This window comes from Comamonas serinivorans, from assembly GCF_002158865.1.
Lineage (GTDB): Bacteria > Pseudomonadota > Gammaproteobacteria > Burkholderiales > Burkholderiaceae_C > Comamonas_E > Comamonas_E serinivorans.
This window is the reverse complement of sequence record NZ_CP021455.1, coordinates 3,334,524-3,352,115: the sequence shown is the minus strand read 5'-3', so window position 1 is coordinate 3,352,115 and position 17,592 is coordinate 3,334,524. Positions and strand designations below refer to the sequence as shown.

At 68.9% G+C, this 17,592-nt stretch carries 16 protein-coding genes; 11 read left to right on the top strand and 5 right to left on the bottom strand.

Annotation, left to right across the window (positions count from 1 at the left end; translation table 11 throughout):
• Positions 1-131 precede the first annotated feature (131 nt).
• From cobT to CCO03_RS14250, 4 genes are all read left to right on the top strand, one after another.
• Positions 132-1,250, top strand: a complete 1,119-nt coding sequence (cobT, locus tag CCO03_RS14265; protein ID WP_087282107.1) for a nicotinate-nucleotide--dimethylbenzimidazole phosphoribosyltransferase — start codon at positions 132-134, stop codon at positions 1,248-1,250.
• Positions 1,251-1,338: 88 nt separating this feature from the next.
• On the top strand, positions 1,339-2,127 hold the full coding sequence (cobS, locus tag CCO03_RS14260; protein WP_205690308.1) for an adenosylcobinamide-GDP ribazoletransferase: 789 nt from the start codon (positions 1,339-1,341) through the stop codon (positions 2,125-2,127).
• The gene (locus tag CCO03_RS14255; RefSeq protein ID WP_236903846.1) at positions 2,124-2,792 is read left to right on the top strand and encodes a histidine phosphatase family protein; all 669 of its coding nucleotides are present in this window, start codon (positions 2,124-2,126) and stop codon (positions 2,790-2,792) included. The genes cobS and CCO03_RS14255 overlap by 4 nt, the downstream gene beginning before the upstream one ends.
• A gap of 250 nt (positions 2,793-3,042) precedes the next feature.
• Positions 3,043-3,867, top strand: a complete 825-nt coding sequence (locus CCO03_RS14250) for a DODA-type extradiol aromatic ring-opening family dioxygenase (RefSeq protein WP_087282104.1) — start codon at positions 3,043-3,045, stop codon at positions 3,865-3,867.
• A gap of 536 nt (positions 3,868-4,403) precedes the next feature.
• Here CCO03_RS14250 and rsgA read toward each other — a convergent pair.
• Positions 4,404-5,345, bottom strand: coding sequence for a ribosome small subunit-dependent GTPase A (rsgA, locus tag CCO03_RS14245; RefSeq protein WP_087282100.1), 942 nt, complete (start codon positions 5,343-5,345; stop codon positions 4,404-4,406).
• Positions 5,346-5,597: 252 nt separating this feature from the next.
• Positions 5,598-6,914, bottom strand: coding sequence for a M48 family metallopeptidase (locus CCO03_RS14240; protein ID WP_205690307.1), 1,317 nt, complete (start codon positions 6,912-6,914; stop codon positions 5,598-5,600).
• Between the two features lie 429 nt (positions 6,915-7,343).
• Between CCO03_RS14240 and orn the strand changes: the two genes are divergently transcribed.
• The 4 genes from orn (at position 7,344) to CCO03_RS14215 (ending at position 10,519) form a co-directional block, all read left to right on the top strand.
• Complete coding sequence (gene orn / locus CCO03_RS14230) at positions 7,344-7,985, top strand: oligoribonuclease (RefSeq protein WP_087282097.1); 642 nt, start codon at positions 7,344-7,346, stop codon at positions 7,983-7,985.
• Between the two features lie 344 nt (positions 7,986-8,329).
• Complete coding sequence (locus tag CCO03_RS14225; RefSeq protein WP_236903844.1) at positions 8,330-8,833, top strand: disulfide bond formation protein B; 504 nt, start codon at positions 8,330-8,332, stop codon at positions 8,831-8,833.
• Positions 8,834-8,955: 122 nt separating this feature from the next.
• Positions 8,956-10,161 (top strand): aminotransferase-like domain-containing protein, encoded by a 1,206-nt coding sequence (locus tag CCO03_RS14220; RefSeq protein WP_087284717.1) that lies wholly within the window; start codon positions 8,956-8,958, stop codon positions 10,159-10,161.
• An 88-nt stretch (positions 10,162-10,249) separates the two neighbouring features.
• Positions 10,250-10,519: a SlyX family protein gene (locus CCO03_RS14215; protein ID WP_087282093.1), complete on the top strand. Its 270-nt coding sequence runs from the start codon at positions 10,250-10,252 to the stop codon at positions 10,517-10,519.
• Positions 10,520-10,655: 136 nt separating this feature from the next.
• Here CCO03_RS14215 and CCO03_RS14210 read toward each other — a convergent pair whose 3' ends face one another.
• Together CCO03_RS14210 and ompR are read right to left on the bottom strand one after the other, a co-directional pair.
• Complete coding sequence (locus CCO03_RS14210) at positions 10,656-12,050, bottom strand: sensor histidine kinase (RefSeq protein WP_087282091.1); 1,395 nt, start codon at positions 12,048-12,050, stop codon at positions 10,656-10,658.
• A 162-nt stretch (positions 12,051-12,212) separates the two neighbouring features.
• The gene (ompR, locus tag CCO03_RS14205; protein ID WP_087282089.1) at positions 12,213-12,944 is read right to left on the bottom strand and encodes an osmolarity response regulator transcription factor OmpR; all 732 of its coding nucleotides are present in this window, start codon (positions 12,942-12,944) and stop codon (positions 12,213-12,215) included.
• 155 nt (positions 12,945-13,099) lie between these two features.
• On the opposite strand from ompR, the gene CCO03_RS14200 reads away from it, so the two are divergent.
• The gene (locus CCO03_RS14200; RefSeq protein ID WP_157667692.1) at positions 13,100-13,429 is read left to right on the top strand and encodes a hypothetical protein; all 330 of its coding nucleotides are present in this window, start codon (positions 13,100-13,102) and stop codon (positions 13,427-13,429) included.
• 101 nt (positions 13,430-13,530) lie between these two features.
• Here CCO03_RS14200 and CCO03_RS14195 read toward each other — a convergent pair whose 3' ends face one another.
• Positions 13,531-14,301: a 3-hydroxybutyrate dehydrogenase gene (locus CCO03_RS14195; protein WP_087282085.1), complete on the bottom strand. Its 771-nt coding sequence runs from the start codon at positions 14,299-14,301 to the stop codon at positions 13,531-13,533.
• A gap of 67 nt (positions 14,302-14,368) precedes the next feature.
• Here CCO03_RS14195 and CCO03_RS14190 point away from each other — a divergent pair, with 67 nt between their 5' ends.
• Positions 14,369-15,274: an alpha/beta fold hydrolase gene (locus CCO03_RS14190; RefSeq protein ID WP_087282083.1), complete on the top strand. Its 906-nt coding sequence runs from the start codon at positions 14,369-14,371 to the stop codon at positions 15,272-15,274.
• Positions 15,275-15,298: 24 nt separating this feature from the next.
• The gene (locus CCO03_RS14185; protein WP_087282081.1) at positions 15,299-17,527 is read left to right on the top strand and encodes a RelA/SpoT family protein; all 2,229 of its coding nucleotides are present in this window, start codon (positions 15,299-15,301) and stop codon (positions 17,525-17,527) included.
• Positions 17,528-17,592 lie beyond the last annotated feature (65 nt).

Sequence of the window (17,592 nt, the reverse complement as noted above, 5' to 3'; positions counted from 1 at the left end):
ACCCCTGGCCTGCCAAGGCCTGCGGCCGTCACGGCATGCGGGCCGGCCCGGCGCGCGGGCGGCGACCGCGATAATTCGGCGGTGCGCGCGCTGGCCAATGTCGACCGTGAGGCGCGCCGCACCTGTACCGCATGTCTCCCTTGAACCTTGCCAGTCCGCAGGACTTGCAGACCTGGGCCAGCAGCCTGCCTGCTGCCGACGCCCAGGCCCAGCCCGAATTGGCCGCGGCCCTGCAGGCCCGCCTCGATGAAAAAACCAAGCCCCTGGGCGCCCTCGGCCAGCTGGAGCGGCTGGCGCTGCAGATCGGCCTGATCCAGGGCACGTCCAGCCCGCAGCTGCACGCGCCCCAGGTCATGGTGTTTGCCGCCGACCACGGCATCGCGCGCCAGGGCGTGTCGGCCTACCCGGTCGAAGTCACGCCGCAGATGGTGCGCAACTTCCTGGCCCACGGTGCGGCCGTGTCGGTGCTGGCCCGCGCCAACGGCGTGGCGCAGCGCGTGGTCGATTGCGGCGTGGCCGCCGACTTTGAGCCGCACCCCGAACTCACCATCGCCAAGGTGGCCGGCGTGGCGCATGGCTCGGCCGACAGCACCCAGGGCCCGGCGCTGACGCTGGCGCAGGCCCTGCAGGCCATCGCCAAGGGCCGCGCCGTGGTGCAGGCCAGCCCCGGCAATGCCGTGCTGCTGGGCGAAATGGGCATCGGCAACACCTCGCCCGCGGCCCTGCTCATGCATGCCTTGACCGGCACACCGCTGGCCGATTGCGTGGGCGCGGGCACGGGCCTGGATGCCGCCGGCCTGGCGCGCAAGCAGGCCACGCTGGCGCGGGCCGTGGCCGCCAATGCGGCAGCGGCGGCCTCGGGCGATGCCTTGGCCGTGCTGGCGGCCCTGGGCGGGCTGGAGGTGGCGAGCCTGGTGGGCGCCGTGCTGCAGGCCGCGCACGAGCGCCGCGTGGTCGTGGTCGATGGCTTCATCACCACGGCCGCCGTGGCGGTGGCGGCGGCGCTGGCACCCCAGGTGCTGGGCTATTGCGTGTTCGCCCACTGCAGTGCCGAAAGCGGCCACGCGCGCTGGCTGCAGCGCCTGGGCGCCCGCCCGTTGCTGCAGCTGGACCTGCGCCTGGGCGAGGGCTCGGGCGCGACCCTGGCCTGGCCGCTGCTGCGCGCCGCCGTGGTCATGCTGGCCGACATGGCGAGCTTTGCCTCGGCCGGCGTGTCGACCCAGAGCGCCGCCGCGGGTGCGCCCGCATGACGGTGCCAGGTGATCGATTGATGCAGTATGGATTCGTTGCCGATGTGAACATCAACGGCAGCATGGCGTACTGCCACAGGTGGGTGTGATGGGCTGGCTGCGTCACGAGCTGGCCCTGTGCTGCATCGCGCTGCAGTTCCTCACGCGCGTGCCCATCCCGCGCTGGGTGGGTTTCGACGCCGCGTGGCTGACGACCTGCGTGCGCCACTTTCCGCTCGTGGGCGCGCTCGTGGGCGCGTTCGGCGCCGCGGTGCTGGCGCTGGCGGCGGCCTTCTGGCCGGCCTGGGTGGCGGCCACGCTGGCCGTGGGGGCCACGGCCTGGCTGACCTGCGCCTTTCACGAAGACGGCCTGGCCGACACCTGTGACGCCCTGATGGGCTGGGTCCCGCGCGAGAAGGCGCTGCTCATCATGAAGGATTCGCGCATCGGCACCTACGGCACGGTGGGCTTGCTGGTGGTCACCGGCTTGCGCATCGGCCTGCTGGCCACGCTGGCGGCACACGATGTCGCGCTGGCCTGCGCCGCCCTGGTCGCCACGCACATGTGGGCGCGCGCCAGCGCCGTGCTGCTCATGGTCAGCCTGCCGTATGGCGGCGACGCCGAGCATGCCAAGGCCAAGCCCCTGGCGCTGGACGTGCCGGCGGCGCTGGTGTTGCCGGCCCTGGGCTGGAGCGCGCTGGCGCTGGCGCTGCCGCTGCCCGGCCTGCGCCTGGCCCTGGCGGCCGTGCTGCTGCTGGCCTGGGTGCTGTGGATGCGCGCCTGGCTGCGCCGGCGCCTGGGTGGCTTCACCGGCGATGCACTGGGCGCGACCGAGCAGGGGGCCGAGGCGCTCATGCTGCTGGTGCTGGCTGGCCAGGCCCCGGGGTGGCTGGCATGACGACCGGCACGGGCAAGCCGGCGCGGGCATCGGGCCAAGCCGGTCGCGTGCGCGCGATGGCCGCAGGCGATGCCGTGCTCGCCGATGCGCTGCACGTCTGGCGCCACCCCAAGGCCATGGGCAGCGCAGGCCGCTGCATCGGCCACACCGACCTGCCCGTGGACCGGCGCAAGGCCAAGCGCGTGGCGCGGCGCATCCAGGCCTTTGCGCGCCGCCAGGGCCTGGCGCGCCGGGTGTGGACCTCGGACCTGCAGCGCAGCCGGGCCGTGGGGCGCTGGCTGGCGCGCTGGGGTTGGCGTCACACGGTGCTGCGCGACCTGCGGGAGAGCGACTTTGGCGGCTGGGATGGCCAGCTCTGGGCCGACATCCCCGTGGCCGAGATCGACGCCTGGGCACGCGACCTGACGCACACGCGCCCCGGCGGGGGCGAATCCGTGGCCATGCTGCTGCAGCGCGTGACGCGGATTCGGCAGGCCCTGCCGCCGCAGGCGCTGGTTGTCAGCCACGGCGGCTGGATGTCGGCGGCCCGCTGGCTCGATGGGCAAGGCGAGCCAGGCGCGGCCAGCGAGGCGCCGGCAGCGTCCGCCGGGCCGCAGGCGGCGCACTGGCCCCCGGCGCCTCGGCATGGTCAGCGCTGGTCCCTGCGCGGGGATGGTGAAGTGTGATGTGATGGAGTATGGTCAGATTTCCGATCTTGAATGATCCGAAACCTGAGGATACTGTTGAAATACGAGGTGCATGGCGTGCCAGGTCGCCGTGCCTGGGGCAGGCTGCCGAAGGCCGTGCACGGTGGGGCGCATGCCGTCAGGCCTGCCCTCAGGCGGACGTGGACAATGGTGGCCCGCGCGCTCGCAGCGCTTGCAATGGCTCACCGGCGACGCCATGTGAGGGCCATCCTGCTTTCCGAGGCTTGTCATGTCCACACCCGAATCCTCTGCCGCCCCTGGCTCGCGCCTGCCCGTTTACTACATCTCGCACGGGGGCGGGCCCTGGCCCTGGATGCCTGAGCGGGACACGGCGTACCGCGAACTGGCCGCTTCGCTGGCGCGCATGCCGGCCGAGGTGGGGCGTGATCCGCGCGCCATCCTCATGGTGTCGGCCCACTGGGAAGCGCCCGAATTCACGGTGCAGCGTGCCGCCCGGCCCGGCATGGTGTACGACTACGGGGGCTTTCCGGCCTACACCTACGCCGTGCAGTACCCCTCCGCGGGTGATCCTGCCCTGGCCGACCGGGTGAGCGTGCTGCTGCGCGCGGCCGGCCTGGCCGTGGCGCAGGACGACGAGCGCGGGTACGACCACGGCATGTTTTCGCCCATGCAGGCCATGTACCCCGATGCCCGCGTGCCCGTGGTGCAGCTGTCGCTGAAACGCGGCCTGGACCCGCAGGCCCACCTGGTCCTGGGGCAGGCGCTGGCTCCGCTGCGCGACGAGGACGTGCTCATCGTCGGCAGCGGCCTGTCGTACCACAACCTGCGTGCCTTCGGCCCGCCCGGGCACGCCGCCTCGCAGGCGTTCGATGCCTGGCTGAGCGAGGCCGTGCAGCAACCGCAGGCCGAGCGCGACGCCCGCCTGCGGGCCTGGACCGACGCCCCGGCCGCTCGCCTGGCGCACCCGCGTGAAGAGCACCTGCTGCCGTTGATGGTGGCTGCCGGTGCGGCCGGCGCCGATGTGGGCCGCCACAGCTACCACCAGCGCGACTTCATGGGCGGACTGACCGTGTCGAGCTACCGCTTCGGTTGATTCGCCGGCCTCGCGGCGGGGCGCCGGGCCATGCCGCGCTGCAGGCGGCGCCGCGCCAGCGCTTCCCGACGTCTCAGGCAGCCGAGGGGCAAGAAATGCAGTCCCTGCAGCCGGCACCCGCGCAACGGTGACAGCAGCAGGCTCCGCAAGCCCTCTGGCCGTGCGATGCCGGCCAAAGCCATGTCCGAAGCGCAGCGTCTGGCTGCCGTGCAGCCCACCGACTGTCTGTTGGCGGGCCAGATCAGGGCTGTTCACCTTGGCGCTGCCTGGCTGGGTGTCCGGCGCAGGCGCCGTGGCCCGTCCGATCATCACGACCCGGCTGTCTTGCGTGCGGACGTGCAGCGCGCCAGGCTGGGTCGTGGTCCGCGTGATGGGCCAGACCAGCACGGTTGCGGTCCCGCAGGTGTCCCAGCGCAGCGCGGCGTGCGGAGCCGCGCTGGGCTGCGCCGGCGGCTGCACCGCCGACGCGTCACCGACCGGGCGAATCCGTGCGGCGGCTCATGCCCCGCCATGGCGCCAAGCCGGCGGTCGCGCACTCAGTAGCGCGGCGCGCTGAGTTCGGCGAACAGCTCTTCATAGATCGCGTAGCGGTTCTCGCTGATCCGCCCGGGTTCGAAGGGCCAGACGACTTCGGCGCGCACGCCGCAGCCGGGTTCGTGCAGGTGGGTGCAGTTGTAGAAGCGGCAGTCTTTCACGTGGCGGCGCAGGTCGGGCATGTAAGCGGGCAGCTGAGCGGGTTCGATGTGGTGCAGGCCGAATTCCTGAAAGCCGGGCGAGTCGATCAAGGCCGTGGTGCGCGCCGCATCCAGCCAGTACCAGCTCGTGCTGGTGGTGGTGTGCTTGCCGGTGTTCAGCACCTGCGAGATCTCGCGCGTGAGCGCCTTGGCGCCCGGCACCAGGCGGTTGATGAGCGTGGACTTGCCCGCGCCCGAGGGGCCCAGCACCAGGGTGGCGCGGCCGGCCAGCAGCTCGCGCAGGGGCGCCAGCTCGGCGTCGGCGTCGTGCTCCAGGCCCAGCGGCACCACGGCGTAGCCCATGTCGCGGTAGGGGGCCAGGCGGGCCCAGGCGTGGGCGAAGGGCTCGGTCAGGTCGCTTTTGTTCAGCGCGACCAGGGGTTGGATGTGCGCCGCCTCGGCCGCGATCAGCGCCCGCGTGAGCTGCTTTTCCGAGAACACCGGCTCGGCGGCCACCAGCACCAGCACCAGGTCGATGTTGGCGGCAAAGGACTTGGTGCGGATTTCGTCCTGCCGGTAGAGCAGGTTGCGCCGTTCCAGCACGCGTTCGATCACGCCTTCATCGCCGCTGGTCTGCCAAGCCACACGATCGCCCACGACCACGGCGCTCTTCTTGCCGCGCGGATGGCAGATCACCCGCTCGCCGTCCGGCGTCTCCACCACGCAATGGCGGCCATGGCTGGCGATGACGAGGCCGGTCTGCGAGGCGCTGGCGGGGTGGAAGGAGGGCGGTTGGTGCTTCATGGGGCGGGTGGGGTCCTGGTCAAGGCGAAGCCGGATGGTGGCATGGTGGGGCGGCGGCGTGTGTGGGCTGCGATGCGTGGCAGGCCCGGGTGCAGGCGGCAAGGCCACGTGCGGGCGCGGTTGGCGGGCAAATCGCTTGCGGGCCACACGGCCCCTCGCGATGTGCCGCACCGGCAGCAGGGGTGTTCCATCACCCAGTATGGCTGAATGGCCGTTCAAAGAATAACGGCAAGGGGTGGATACTGCGCTGTGTCATGCATGGGCAGGCACGACGCCCGCCTGGGCGATGTGCGCCAGGCGCTCGCTGGCCGGTGGGTGCGAGTAGTAAAAGCGGGCATACAGCGGATCGGGGGTGAGCGTGCTGGCGTTGTCGTTGTAGAGCGCGAGCAGCGCGGCCTGCAGGTCGGCGCGGCCAGTTTGGGCGACGGCGTAGGCATCGGCCTGGAACTCGTCGCGGCGCGAGCGGTGGCTCAGCCAGGGCGTGACCCAGAGCGACACCACGGGCACGGCGAGCAGGAACAGCAACAGCAACAGGGCGTGGTTGGGGATGGCCGGCACCCCGTTCAGCGCATAGGGCAGGTTGGGCGTGACGCCCAGCCCGACGAAGAAGGCCGGCTGCTGGCTGAGCCAGCCCAGCACGGCCAGGGCCAGCAGGCTGAAGGCCATCATGGCCACCAGCCGCTTGGTGACATGCCGGTGGTGAAAGTGGCCCAGCTCGTGGGCCAACACGGCCTGCACCTGGCCAGGCGTGAGCTGGTCGAGCAAGGTGTCGTAGAACACCACGCGCTTGGCAGCGCCCAGGCCGGTGAAGTAGGCGTTGGCGTGGGCGGATCGGCGGCTGCCATCGACCACGAACAAGCCCTTGGCCCGGAAGCCGCAGCGCGCCATCAGCTCGGCCACCTGCTGCTTCAGGGACTCGTCGCGCAGGGGCTCGAACCGATTGAACAGGGGGGCGATCCAGGTCGGAAAGACCAGCATGAGCAGCACGCTGAAGCCGGTCCAGGTCAGCCACACCCACAGCCACCACAGCGCGCCGCTCGCGGCCATCAGCCACAGCACCAGGGCAGCCAGCGGCAGGCCCAGGGCGATGCCGACCAGCGTGCCCTTGAGCAAATCGGCCAGCCAGAGGGCGGGGCTCATGCGGTTGAAGCCGTGGCGGGCCTCGATGACGAAGGTCTGGTAGAGCGAAAACGGCAGGTCGATGAGGGCGCCGATGGCGGCAAAGGCGCCCAGCAGCGCCAGTTGCTGCAGCAGCGGGTGGGTGACGACGCCGAGCAGCGCGGCATTGAGCGCGTCCAGCCCGCCCAGCAGCGTCCAGCCCAGCACCACAGCGGCGCTGACGACGATCTCGACGAGGCTCACGCGCAGCTTGTCCACCGTGTAGGCGGCGGCGCGCTGGTGGGCGTCCAGGCTCACGGTGCCGGCAAAAGAGGCTGGCACGGCGTGCCGGTGCCGAGCCACATGCCGCATCTGCCGGGCCGCCAGCCAGAGCTTGAGCAGCGTCTGCGCGCACAGCGCCAGCGCAAAAAAAGCGCTGATCCACAGCGCCAGGGGCATCACCTGCAACATGCGCGCAGTGTAGCGGTGCGCGTCAGGGCGGCCAGGGGCGCGCGCCAGACCAGCCAGGCGACCCGCCCGCACAGCAGGGCCGCAGCCGGCACGCCCAGCCCCACGGCGAGTTGCAGGGGCAGGTTGTGGGCGTTGTCGAGGATGTGGCAACAGCGCGCCCCCGGGCAGCGGGCGTGCAGGCGTGCAGGCGTGGGACCGTGCGCGAACCTGGGCACCGGCGCGCCGCGCGGGCGCCACGCCCGGCGGAGGCATGCGCGCCGGGTCAGTCCTGCACAGGGCTACCGCCAGCTCGAAGAGCTGGCCTGCGTCGGAACGGGCGTCGGATTCGGCGCCGCCAGGGTGCGAAAGGGCTGTGCTATGGTCGGCGGCTTTGCCGCGCGCCAGCCGGCTCCGGCCGACTCGGAGCGCGGGCGGTGGCCGAGCCCTTGCATGTCCGAACCCGATCTGCCCACCGCTGCTGCCGAGCCGGCGCCCGTTCCCGCCGCCGCACCCACGCCCACGCCTGTCCTGACCAAGTCGGACCAGAACCTGATCTGGCTGGACTGTGAGATGACCGGCCTGAACCCCGACAAAGAGCGCCTGCTGGAGATCGCCGTCATCGTCACCAGCCCTGACCTGAGCCTGCGCGTGGAAGGCCCGGTGCTGGTCATCCACCAAAGCGACGCGCTGCTCGACGGCATGGACGCCTGGAACAAGGGCACGCATGGCCGCAGCGGCCTGATCGACAAGGTGAAGGCCTCCACGCTGACGGAAGAGGCTGCGGCCGAACAGCTCATCGCCTTCATCAAGCGCTACGTGCCCAAGGCGAAGTCGCCCATGTGCGGCAACACCATCAGCCAGGACCGGCGTTTCCTGGTCAAGTACATGCCGCGTTTCGAGGCCTGGTTCCACTACCGCAACATCGACGTCAGCACGCTCAAGGAGCTGGCCCTGCGCTGGCGCCCCGAGCTGGTGTCGGCTTTCAAGAAAAAGCAGGCCCACACGGCGCTGGCCGATGTGCACGAGTCCATCGAGGAGCTGGTGCACTACCGCAGCCACTTTTTGCGCGTGCCGGGATTGAGTTCGGATTGAGCGGAGTATGGTGGGTTTTCCGTTGGCTACATGATCAACGCAGGTTGATACTACCTCTTTATGCGTCAATCGACCTGAGGCAGCCCGGCCGTGAGGCGGCGCAGAGCGGGCCGCCAGCGTGTGGCGGGCCACGCGGGCCATCGGGAACCATTTGGCGGCCTGCCGCTCAGAGACGAGCCCTGGCGCACCGGCAGGCTGGGGCATGACCGAGAATCGTGTCCGGTCGCCCCGCCAGCCGTTTGGCCCGCTGAATGGTGAGCTGTGTGGCTCGCCATTCGGCCCGCCGTTCGGCTCATCATTCGGCCCGCCGTTTGGTGGCTTTCATCCCTCACGCCTCAACACCTGTGCTGTCCTTCCTGACCCAACACCCCCGCCGTGCGTTTGCCGGCATTGCGCTCATTTCGGCCAGCATGCTGGCGTTCGGCATCCTCTACCTGCAAAACGTGCTGGGCCTGCACCCGTGCCCCATGTGCATCGTGCAGCGTGAGTGCTTCATCGTGCTCATCGTGCTGTCGGTGCTGGGCGCCATCTTTCCCAAGCGCGGCCTGCAGGTGGTCATGGCGGCGCTGGGCGTGTTGGTCTGTGCCTTCGGGGCGTTCACGGCCGCACGCCAGAGCTGGCTGCAGTGGAACCCGCCCGAGTTTGCGACCTGCGGCCGTGACCTGTACGGCATGATCGAGTCCTTCCCGCTGCAGCGCGTGGTGCCCATGATCTTCCGCGGCAGCGGCGATTGCAGCGCCATCGACTGGACCTTGCTGGGCTTGACCATCGCGAACTGGGCCTTCATCTGGTTCGTGATCTTCGGCTTCGTCCTGCTGGCGCTGCTGGTGCGCCGCCGCGCGGCCTGAGGCGGCAGGCGCCCCGCGTGACCGGGGTGCTTGGATGAGCGGGGACGCCGCGGGGCACAATGGCACCTGGGCCGAGGCAAGCGCATGCACCGGCCTCCTGTCCCGTGTTCACCTCATTCGCCATGTCCCTGCACTTTGCCAATCGCCTCAACCAGGTCGAAACCTCCGCCATCCGTGAACTGTTCAAGCTGCTGGGCAAGCCTGGCATCATCAGCTTCGCAGGCGGCTTTCCCGATGTGACGCTGTGCGATGCGCCGGGCATCACCGAGGCGGTGAATGCGGCGCTCAAGGCCGATCCGGCTGCGGCGCTGGCCTATGGCGCCACCGAGGGCTATGGCCCCTTGCGCGAACAGCTGGCGGCCTTCATGCAGGCCAAGGGCTGCACCGATGTGAGCGCCGACCAGCTGGTGGTCACGACCGGCAGCCAGCAGGGCATGGACCTGCTGGCCAAGTGCATGATTTCGCCCGGTGACAAAGTCATCGTGGAAGGGCCAACCTTCCTGGCCGCGATCCAGTGCTTCCGCCTGTATGGCGCCGAGGTGATCTCGGCCCCCATCGACAGCGACGGGGTCGACGTCGACGCGTTGGAGCGGCTGGTCGACGAGCACCAGCCCAAGCTGATCTACCTGATTCCCACGTTCGGCAACCCCAGTGGGGCCACGCTGACGCTGGAGCGCCGCAAGCGCGTGCTGGCGCTGGCCGCGCGCACCCGAACCCTGGTGATCGAAGACGACCCGTATGGCGACCTCTACTTCGACACGCCGCCGCCGGCCAGCATGCTGGCCCTGTCGCGCGAGGTGCCGGGCAGCCGCGAGGTGCTGGCGCACTGCGGCTCGCTGTCCAAGATCCTCTCGGCTGGCCTGCGACTGGGCTGGCTGATCGCGCCGCCCGAGCTGCTGGCGCGCACCATCATGTGCAAGCAGTTTTCCGACGCCAACACCAGCACCTTCGCCCAGGCCACGGCCGCGCAGTACCTGGCCGCGGGCCGCCTGCCCGACACGCTGGCCAAGGTGCGCAGCGTGTACGCCCAGCGTGCGCAAACCCTGTGCAGCGCCCTGGAAGACGGCCTGGGTCAGGCCCTGAGCTTCGTGCCGCCGCAGGGCGGGCTGTTCGTGTGGGCGCGCCTGACCGGCGCCGACGGGGCCCTGCAGGACGCGGGCGAGTGGAACCGGCGTTGCGTGGAGCGCGGCGTGGCCTTTGTGCCGGGTGCGCCTTTCTTTGCCGCCCAGGCCGACCCGGCGACGCTGCGCCTGTCCTTCGCCACGGCCGATGTGGAAAAAATCTTTGAAGGCGTGGCCCGCATGACCGCCGCCTTGCTGCAACGGTGAGTGGCTGGGGTATGCGCCACTTGTCGTTGATGAAGCAACGGGAAGGTGTGGATACTGCGGTATCCATGGCTCACCGCCGGAGGTTGCCATGACCGCGTCTGCCACCCCCGCGCCGGCCACAGCGTCCGATGAGGCGGCTGCCGCCGATCGCGTGGACGCCCGCCTGACCGACCTGGAGGTCAAGCTCAGCTACAGCGAAGACCTGCTGGAGCAGCTCAACCTGGCCCTGTACCGCCAGCAGGCCCAGATCGATGCCCTGCAGGCCCAGGTCGCGCAGCTGCGCCTTCTGCAGGCCGCTGCGGCCCCGGGCGGCGCCGGCGCGCGCGACCCGCGCGACGAGCTGCCCCCGCATTACTGAGCGGGCGCGCGCGGCAAGCCTGCGCGGGCGCTGTCCGCCCATGTCGCATGGCCCTGGTCAGGCGCTTGGCACACAGAGCCTGCAGCCATGATCTTGTTGGCTTGGCTTGGCTTGGCTTGGCTTGGCTTGGCTTGGCTTAGGCGACTGGCAGCGTCAGCAGCGCCGCGAGGCCGCTCGGTTGCGCGTTCGACAGGGTGAAGGTGCCGCCCATGCGGTTCATGGCCTTCTCCGCGATGGCCAGGCCCAGGCCGGCACCCTTGGCTTCGGTGCGTGCCTCGTCCCCGCGCACGAAGGGCTTGGTCAGGCCGCCGAGCTGGTCGGGCCGCACGCCGGGGCCAAAGTCGCGCAGGCGGATGTGCACATGCTGCGCCGTGGCCTGGGCCGTGATGTTCACGCGCGTCAGCCCCGTGGTGGGCGACTTGCCATAGCGGCGTGCGTTCTCCAGCAGGTTGGAGATCACGCGGCCCAGCTCGACCTCGTCGGCCATGACCTGCAGCGAGTGCGGCACCTCGACGCGGATGTCCATGCCGGCGGCGCTGCGGAACGGGAACGCGCAGCTCTCGATGACTTCGGCCACCGAGGTGAGCGAAAGCGAGACGTGGTCGGGCCGCGCATAGTCCAGGAATTTGTTGATGATGACGTCGATCTGGGCGATGTCGGCCACCATCAGCTCACGCGCGTCCGCGTCGGGAATGGACAGCTCGGTTTCCAGCCGCAGCCGCGCCAGGGGCGTGCGCAGGTCGTGCGAGATGCCGGCCAGCATTTCGGTGCGGTCCTGCTCCACCTTGGCCAGCTGCTCGGCCATGCGGTTGAAGCCGATGTTGACCTCGCGGATTTCCTTGGTGACGGTGTGCTCGTCCAGCGGCGGGGCGTCGAAATTGCCCTCGCGCACGCGGCTGGTGGCCAGCGAGAGCTGTTTGAGCGGTGCGTTGATCAGGCCGGCGATGATGGCCGCGCCCATCAGCGACAGTGCCCCGGCGGCCAGCAGCCAGATCATCCAGGCTGCGCCCCACAGCGGCCGCAGGCGCGAGGGGTCCATCAGCAGCCAGTAGGAGTCGCCCTCGATGGTGAAGCCCACCCACAGGCCTTGTTCACCGTTGACGGACGATGCCACGACCGTGCCCGAGCCCAGCCGGTTGATCAGCTCGGCCGTGATGCGCTCATCGAGTTGCGATTTGCCGTAGAGCTCGAACTTGTCCGTCGGCTCGCGCGGCACGATGCGCACCTTTTCCTGTTCGGCCAGGGTCTTGATGAGGGAGACACGCGCGATGGCGTCGGAATACACCAGCGCCGCACGCGTGAGGTTGACCAGCGAGGCGATCTGCTGCGCCGTTTGAATCGCCCGCGGCTCGTACTCGAGCGCGCGAAAGGTCTGGTACCAGGTGAAGGTGCTGCCCAGCAGCAGCGCGGCGAGCAGGAAGAGGGTGCGCCAGAACAGCGACACGCCAAAGCGGCGCTTGGGACTGGTCGGGGTGCTCGTCAACACCTCCAGCGGGATGGGCGAGGTCAGGCTGGAGTCGATGGAGGGCATGCAGTCAGTCCTGGTAGGGCCTGGAAGCCGGTGCCCGGGCGCGCGGTCTGATCCGGGCAGCAAAAAAGGCATCGGCAAGAAGCAGTATGCAGCCACTGTCGTTCAATCATGAACGTCAATGGCTGCATACTGGGTTGAGTTATGGGACGTGTGCGCGAGGTGTCAGCTGGCGCCGTCCGGCACGAACACGTAGCCCACACCCCACACGGTCTGGATGTAGCGCGGCGAGGCGGGGTCCTGCTCCACGAGTTTGCGCAGGCGCGAGACCTGCACGTCCAGGCTGCGGTCGAAGGGCTCGAACTCGCGACCGCGTGCCAGCTGGGCCAGCTTTTCACGCGAGAGTGGCTGGCGCGGGTGGCGCACCAGGGCCTTGAGCATGGCGAATTCGCCCGTGGTGAGCGACATCTCCTGGCCGTCCTTGTGCAGCGTGCGCGCACCCAGGTCGAACGAGAACGGGCCGAAGGTCACGGTTTCGTTTTCGGCCGATGGGGCACCCGGCGCCTCCTGGGGCGGGCGGCGGCGCAACACGGCGTGCACACGGGCCAGCAATTCGCGCGGGTTGAAGGGCTTGCCCAGGTAATCATCGGCACCGACCTCCAGGCCAACGATGCGGTCCACGTCCTCGCCCTTGGCGGTGAGCATGATGATGGGCGTGCGGTCGCCGCCGGCGCGCAGGCGACGGCAGATCGACAGGCCATCTTCGCCAGGCATCATCAAATCGAGCACGATGAGGTCGACCGTGTCGCGCAGCAGGATGCGGTTGAGCGCCTTGCTGTCTTCGGCCACCATGACCTCAAACCCTTCCTGGGTGAGGTAGCGACGCAACAGATCGCGAATGCGCGCATCGTCGTCGACCACCACCAGTTTGTCCAAGCGTCCGGCTGTTTGATTCATGGCGTTCAATGGGCTTCCTTGAATATGTAACAGCGGCCATTGTTACATCATCGGCAGCTGGATTTGGACCTCAACTATCAACGGGTTACATTTGTTGCCCGTTCCCGGGATTTTGACCCAGACAAACACGGGGGCTTGTGAGACGCTTGCCCGTCATGGTCCTTCCTCCATCTTTTCCGTGCGCCGCGCTGGCCTCGTTGCTGCTGGTCAGCCTCAGCGCCCATGGTCAGCCCGCCTTGGGGCAGGAGGGCGCACGCGCCTCGGCCGAGGCCATGGCGAAGGCTCAAAACATGCTGATGCCGGCCGCCGGTGCCGCGACGGCGGGGCGGGCGCTCAATGCCGGTCCGACAGCGATGCAGAACGGCAACGTGCAAGCCGCCATGCGCACCGAGCCCGATGCCGCCTGGCGCCTGTCCCCCCAGGAGCGCGCCATCTTGCGTGACCAGGTCAAGCAGGCGTCCAGCAGCGGACGGGGCGGACGCTGAAGGCGCGGCCTGCTGCCTCCCATCAAGTTCAGCAAGACCGCCGGTCAGCGGCAGGCCAATCACCCCTCCGCGAGACGGTCGGGGTCGACCATCCTCTCGGGTCACTGAGCGACCCAGCCCCCATCCATGTTCCAGGCCACACCGGTTACGTTGTGCGCAGCCTGCGAGCAGAAAAACACGGCCAGCGCGCCCAGCTCCTCGGGCGTGGTGAAGCGCAGCGAAGGCTCTTTTTCCTGCAACAGTTGCTTGGTGGCGTCTGCCACCGAGATCTTCTGCTCGGCGGCCTTGGCGTCGATCTGTTTTTGCACCAGCGGCGTCAGCACCCAGCCTGGGCAGATGGCGTTGCAGGTCACGCCGCCTTGTGCGTTTTCCAGCGCCGTGACCTTGGTCAGCCCGACGATGCCGTGCTTGGCGGCCACATAGGCGGCTTTCTCGGCCGACGCCACGAGGCCGTGCACCGAGGCGATGTTGATGATGCGGCCCCAGCCCGCCTGCTGCATGCCCGGCAAGGCCAGGCGCGTGGTGTGGAAGGCGCTGCTGAGGTTGATGGCGATGATGGCGTCCCAGCGCTCGGGCGGGAAGTGCTCGACGCGCGACACATGCTGGATGCCGGCGTTGTTCACCAGGATGTCCACGCGGCCAAAGGTCTTGGCGGCGAACGCCATCATGTCTTCGATCTCGGCCGGCTTGCTCATGTCGGCGCCGTGGTAGGCCGTTTGAACGCCCAGGGCGCGAATCTCGGCTTCGGGGCCCGCGTGGTCGCCAAAGCCGTTCACCACGATGTTGGCGCCCTGCTGCGCCAGGGCCTTGGCCAATCCCAGGCCGATGCCGCTGGTGGAGCCTGTGACAAGCGCTGTTTTTCCTTTGAGCATGGGTGTCCTTCTGAAATGGGTGGATGAATTACGATGCCCGGGAATCACATGTTAAGCGAGGCCCTGGATGCAAACTGAACCCCAGCTTAGGACGGTGCGTTGTGCGGATGCCGATGGTGGGCACGACACCGCGTATTGGCAGTGGGGACCGAACAGCGCCCCCCACGTGGTGGTGTGTGTGCATGGCCTCACGCGCACCGGGCGTGACTTCGATGCGCTGGCCCAGGCCCTGGTGGCGCGGGTTGGTGCTGGCGTTCGGGTGATCTGCCCCGACGTCGTGGGCCGCGGTCAGAGCGACTGGCTGAAGAACCCCGAAGGCTACGGCTTTCCGCAGTATGTGGGCGACATGCTGGCGCTGCTCCAGCAGTTGGCCCAGGACGGCCCCATGGCCCAGCTCGACTGGGTGGGGACCAGCATGGGGGGGCTCATCGGCATGCTGGTGGCGGGCTCGCCCCAGTTGCCCTTGCCGATGCCGATCCGGCGCCTGGTCCTCAACGACGTGGGGCCCACCATCGAATGGTCATCGCTGGCCCGCATCGGCAGCTACCTGGGCAAGACCGGCATGTTCAACAGCCTGGACGAGGCCACGGGCTACCTGAAAACCATCCAGGCCGGCTTTGGCCAGCACACCGATGCGCAGTGGCGCGCCTTGTCCACCCACATGGTGCGGCCCTTGCCCGAAGGGGGGCTGACCCTGCACTACGACCCCGACATCGCGCTGCCGTTCAAGCGCAACACCCCAGAGCAGGCCCAGGCGGCCGAAGCGGCCATCTGGCAAGTGTACGAAGCGATCACGGCACAGACTTTGCTTATCCGGGGTGCGCAATCGGACCTGTTGAGTCCGGCCACGGCCCAGCGCATGGGTGAGGTGGGGCCGAAAGCGCGCTTGCAGGTGTTTGAAAACGTCGGACATGCCCCCACCTTGCTGACGCCCGAACAAACCACCCCGGTGCTCAATTTCCTGTTGGAATGAGTGTGCCGAAGTACAGTTGCACACATGGTCAAAACCTTAGCGCCCGAGCTGATCGCCCCCCGGATCGATACACCACCGCCTGACCTGGTGACAGCCACGGCCCAGACCACGGCGGACGATGCCAACTTGCTGGCGCGTGTGCGGGCGTTTGCGGAGCCGCTCTTGGCCGACCAGGTGCTGGACAGTGGCGAGAACACGCTCGAGCACGCCGACGCCATGGTGGACATCCTGGCCAGCGTGGGGGCGTCCGCCTCGATGAAGGCAGGGGGTTACCTGGTGTATGCCAGCGAACACCTGAACAAGCCGCGCGAGGTCATCACCCGCATCTGTGGCCCTGAGCTGGCCGACCTGGCCATCGAAACCGGCAAGCTGGTCAAGGTGCAGCGCCTGTCGCGCGCCGCCTTGCCCATGATCCAGACGCCAGAGGGCGTGCGCCTGCAGAACGAGAACGTGCGCAAGATGCTGCTGGCGTTCAGCCGCGACCTGCGCGTGGTCATGCTGCGGCTGGCGTCACGCCTGCAGACCCTGCGCTATGCCGCCGCCACGCGCAAGTCGCTGCAGCCGTCGCTGGCGCGCGAGACACGCGAGGTGTTCGCCCCGCTGGCCAATCGCCTCGGGGTCTGGCAGATCAAGTGGGAGATGGAAGACCTGCTGTTTCGGGCGCTCGAGCCCGACACCTACAAGCTGGTCGCGTCCATGCTCGACGAGAAGCGCGTCGAGCGCGAGCTGTCGCTCGAGGCCTTGCGCAAGGAACTCCAGGGTGGCCTGATGGCTGCGGGCATCCCCGCCACCGTGCAAGGCCGGCCCAAGCACATCTACAGCATCGTCAAGAAGATGCGCGGCAAGCAGCTGGACTTTGACCAGGTGTTCGACGTGCGTGCCCTGCGCGTGGTGGTCAACACCGTGGACGACTGCTACGCGGCGCTGGACTGGGTGAATCGCCACTTCACCCCGGTGTCCGAAGAGTTCGACGACTACATCGCCAAGCCCAAGCCCAACGGCTACCAGTCGCTGCACACCGTGGTGCGCGATGCCAAGGGCAAGCCCATGGAGATCCAGATCCGGACCAAGGCCATGCACGACCACGCCGAACATGGTGTGGCCGCGCACTGGGCCTACAAAGAGGCCGGCAGCAAGGGGTATGGCGGGGCCGTGACCGCCGACAGCTCGTACGACGCCAAGATCGCCGTGCTGCGCCAGCTGCTGGCCTGGGAGCGCGACCTGGCCCATGCCATCAACGGCCAGGCTTTGTTCGACGACCGCATCTACGTCCTCACGCCCGATGCGGCCGTGATCGAGCTGCCGCGAGGCGCCACACCGGTTGATTTCGCCTACTCCGTGCACACCAGCGTGGGGCACCGCTGCCGCGGCGCCAAGGTCGACGGCAAGTTGGTGGCGCTGAACACGCCGCTGGAGAACGGCCAGAGCGTCGAGATCGTGACCGCCAAAGAGGGCGGTCCCTCGATGGATTGGCTCGATCCCGAGCAGGGTTACCTGGTCGGCCAGCGGGCCAAGGCCAAGGTGCGCGCCTGGTTCAACGCCCAGCATGCCGAGGCCACGGTGGCGCGTGGACGCGACATGGTCGAAAAGCTGCTGCAGCGCGAAGGCAAGACGGCGATCAAGTACGAAGACCTGGCGCGCGAGCTGGGCTTCAAGACCATCGACGCCTTGTTCGAGGTGGTGGGCAAGGACGAGCTCTCGCTGCGCACCATCGAGGCCTTGTTCAAGCCCGATGCGGCGCCTCACGAAGCCGAGCAGGACGTGGTGCGCACGGGCAAGCCGCGAACCGATGGCCGGGGCGCCGGCGTGCTGGTGGTGGGCGTGGGCTCGTTGCTCACGCACCTGGCGCGCTGCTGCCGGCCCGCGCCGCCCGACGAAATCGGCGGCTTCGTCACCCGGGGCAAGGGCGTCAGCATCCACCGCCTGGACTGCGCCAGTTTCCACGCGCTCGGCCGCCGCGAGCCCGAGCGCGTCATCGAGGTCGACTGGGGGCAGGGTGGCAAACCGGGCGAGCCGGCGGCGGTCTACCCCGTGGACATCTCGGTCGAGGCGGCCGACCGGCAGGGCCTGCTGCGCGACATCTCGGATGTGTTTTCCAAGGAGCGCATCAACGTCATCGGCGTGCAGACCCATTCGGCCCGGGGCACAGCCTGGATGACGTTCACGGTCGAGCTGCAGCAGACCGGGCAACTGGTCCAGGTGCTGAATGCGGTGCGTCAGGTGAAAGGCGTGCGCGGCACCCGTCGCATGTGAGCGGCCTTTGCCGAGGGCTGCGCGCCGCGTGAGGCCTGTGCGTTGGACCTGCTTTTCAAAATGAT

Coding starts and splice junctions, on each gene's coding strand:
- CCO03_RS14240 (WP_205690307.1), bottom strand. CDS start 6,914: ATGTTGCAGGTGATGCCCCTGGCGCTGTGGATCAGCGCTTTTTTTGCG.
- cobT (WP_087282107.1), top strand. CDS start 132: ATGTCTCCCTTGAACCTTGCCAGTCCGCAGGACTTGCAGACCTGGGCC.
- ompR (WP_087282089.1), bottom strand. CDS start 12,944: ATGAATCAAACAGCCGGACGCTTGGACAAACTGGTGGTGGTCGACGAC.
- CCO03_RS14185 (WP_087282081.1), top strand. CDS start 15,299: ATGGTCAAAACCTTAGCGCCCGAGCTGATCGCCCCCCGGATCGATACA.
- CCO03_RS14200 (WP_157667692.1), top strand. CDS start 13,100: ATGGTCCTTCCTCCATCTTTTCCGTGCGCCGCGCTGGCCTCGTTGCTG.
- cobS (WP_205690308.1), top strand. CDS start 1,339: ATGGGCTGGCTGCGTCACGAGCTGGCCCTGTGCTGCATCGCGCTGCAG.
- CCO03_RS14250 (WP_087282104.1), top strand. CDS start 3,043: ATGTCCACACCCGAATCCTCTGCCGCCCCTGGCTCGCGCCTGCCCGTT.
- orn (WP_087282097.1), top strand. CDS start 7,344: ATGTCCGAACCCGATCTGCCCACCGCTGCTGCCGAGCCGGCGCCCGTT.
- rsgA (WP_087282100.1), bottom strand. CDS start 5,345: ATGAAGCACCAACCGCCCTCCTTCCACCCCGCCAGCGCCTCGCAGACC.
- CCO03_RS14195 (WP_087282085.1), bottom strand. CDS start 14,301: ATGCTCAAAGGAAAAACAGCGCTTGTCACAGGCTCCACCAGCGGCATC.
- CCO03_RS14255 (WP_236903846.1), top strand. CDS start 2,124: ATGACGACCGGCACGGGCAAGCCGGCGCGGGCATCGGGCCAAGCCGGT.
- CCO03_RS14215 (WP_087282093.1), top strand. CDS start 10,250: ATGACCGCGTCTGCCACCCCCGCGCCGGCCACAGCGTCCGATGAGGCG.
- CCO03_RS14190 (WP_087282083.1), top strand. CDS start 14,369: ATGCAAACTGAACCCCAGCTTAGGACGGTGCGTTGTGCGGATGCCGAT.
- CCO03_RS14220 (WP_087284717.1), top strand. CDS start 8,956: ATGTCCCTGCACTTTGCCAATCGCCTCAACCAGGTCGAAACCTCCGCC.
- CCO03_RS14210 (WP_087282091.1), bottom strand. CDS start 12,050: ATGCCCTCCATCGACTCCAGCCTGACCTCGCCCATCCCGCTGGAGGTG.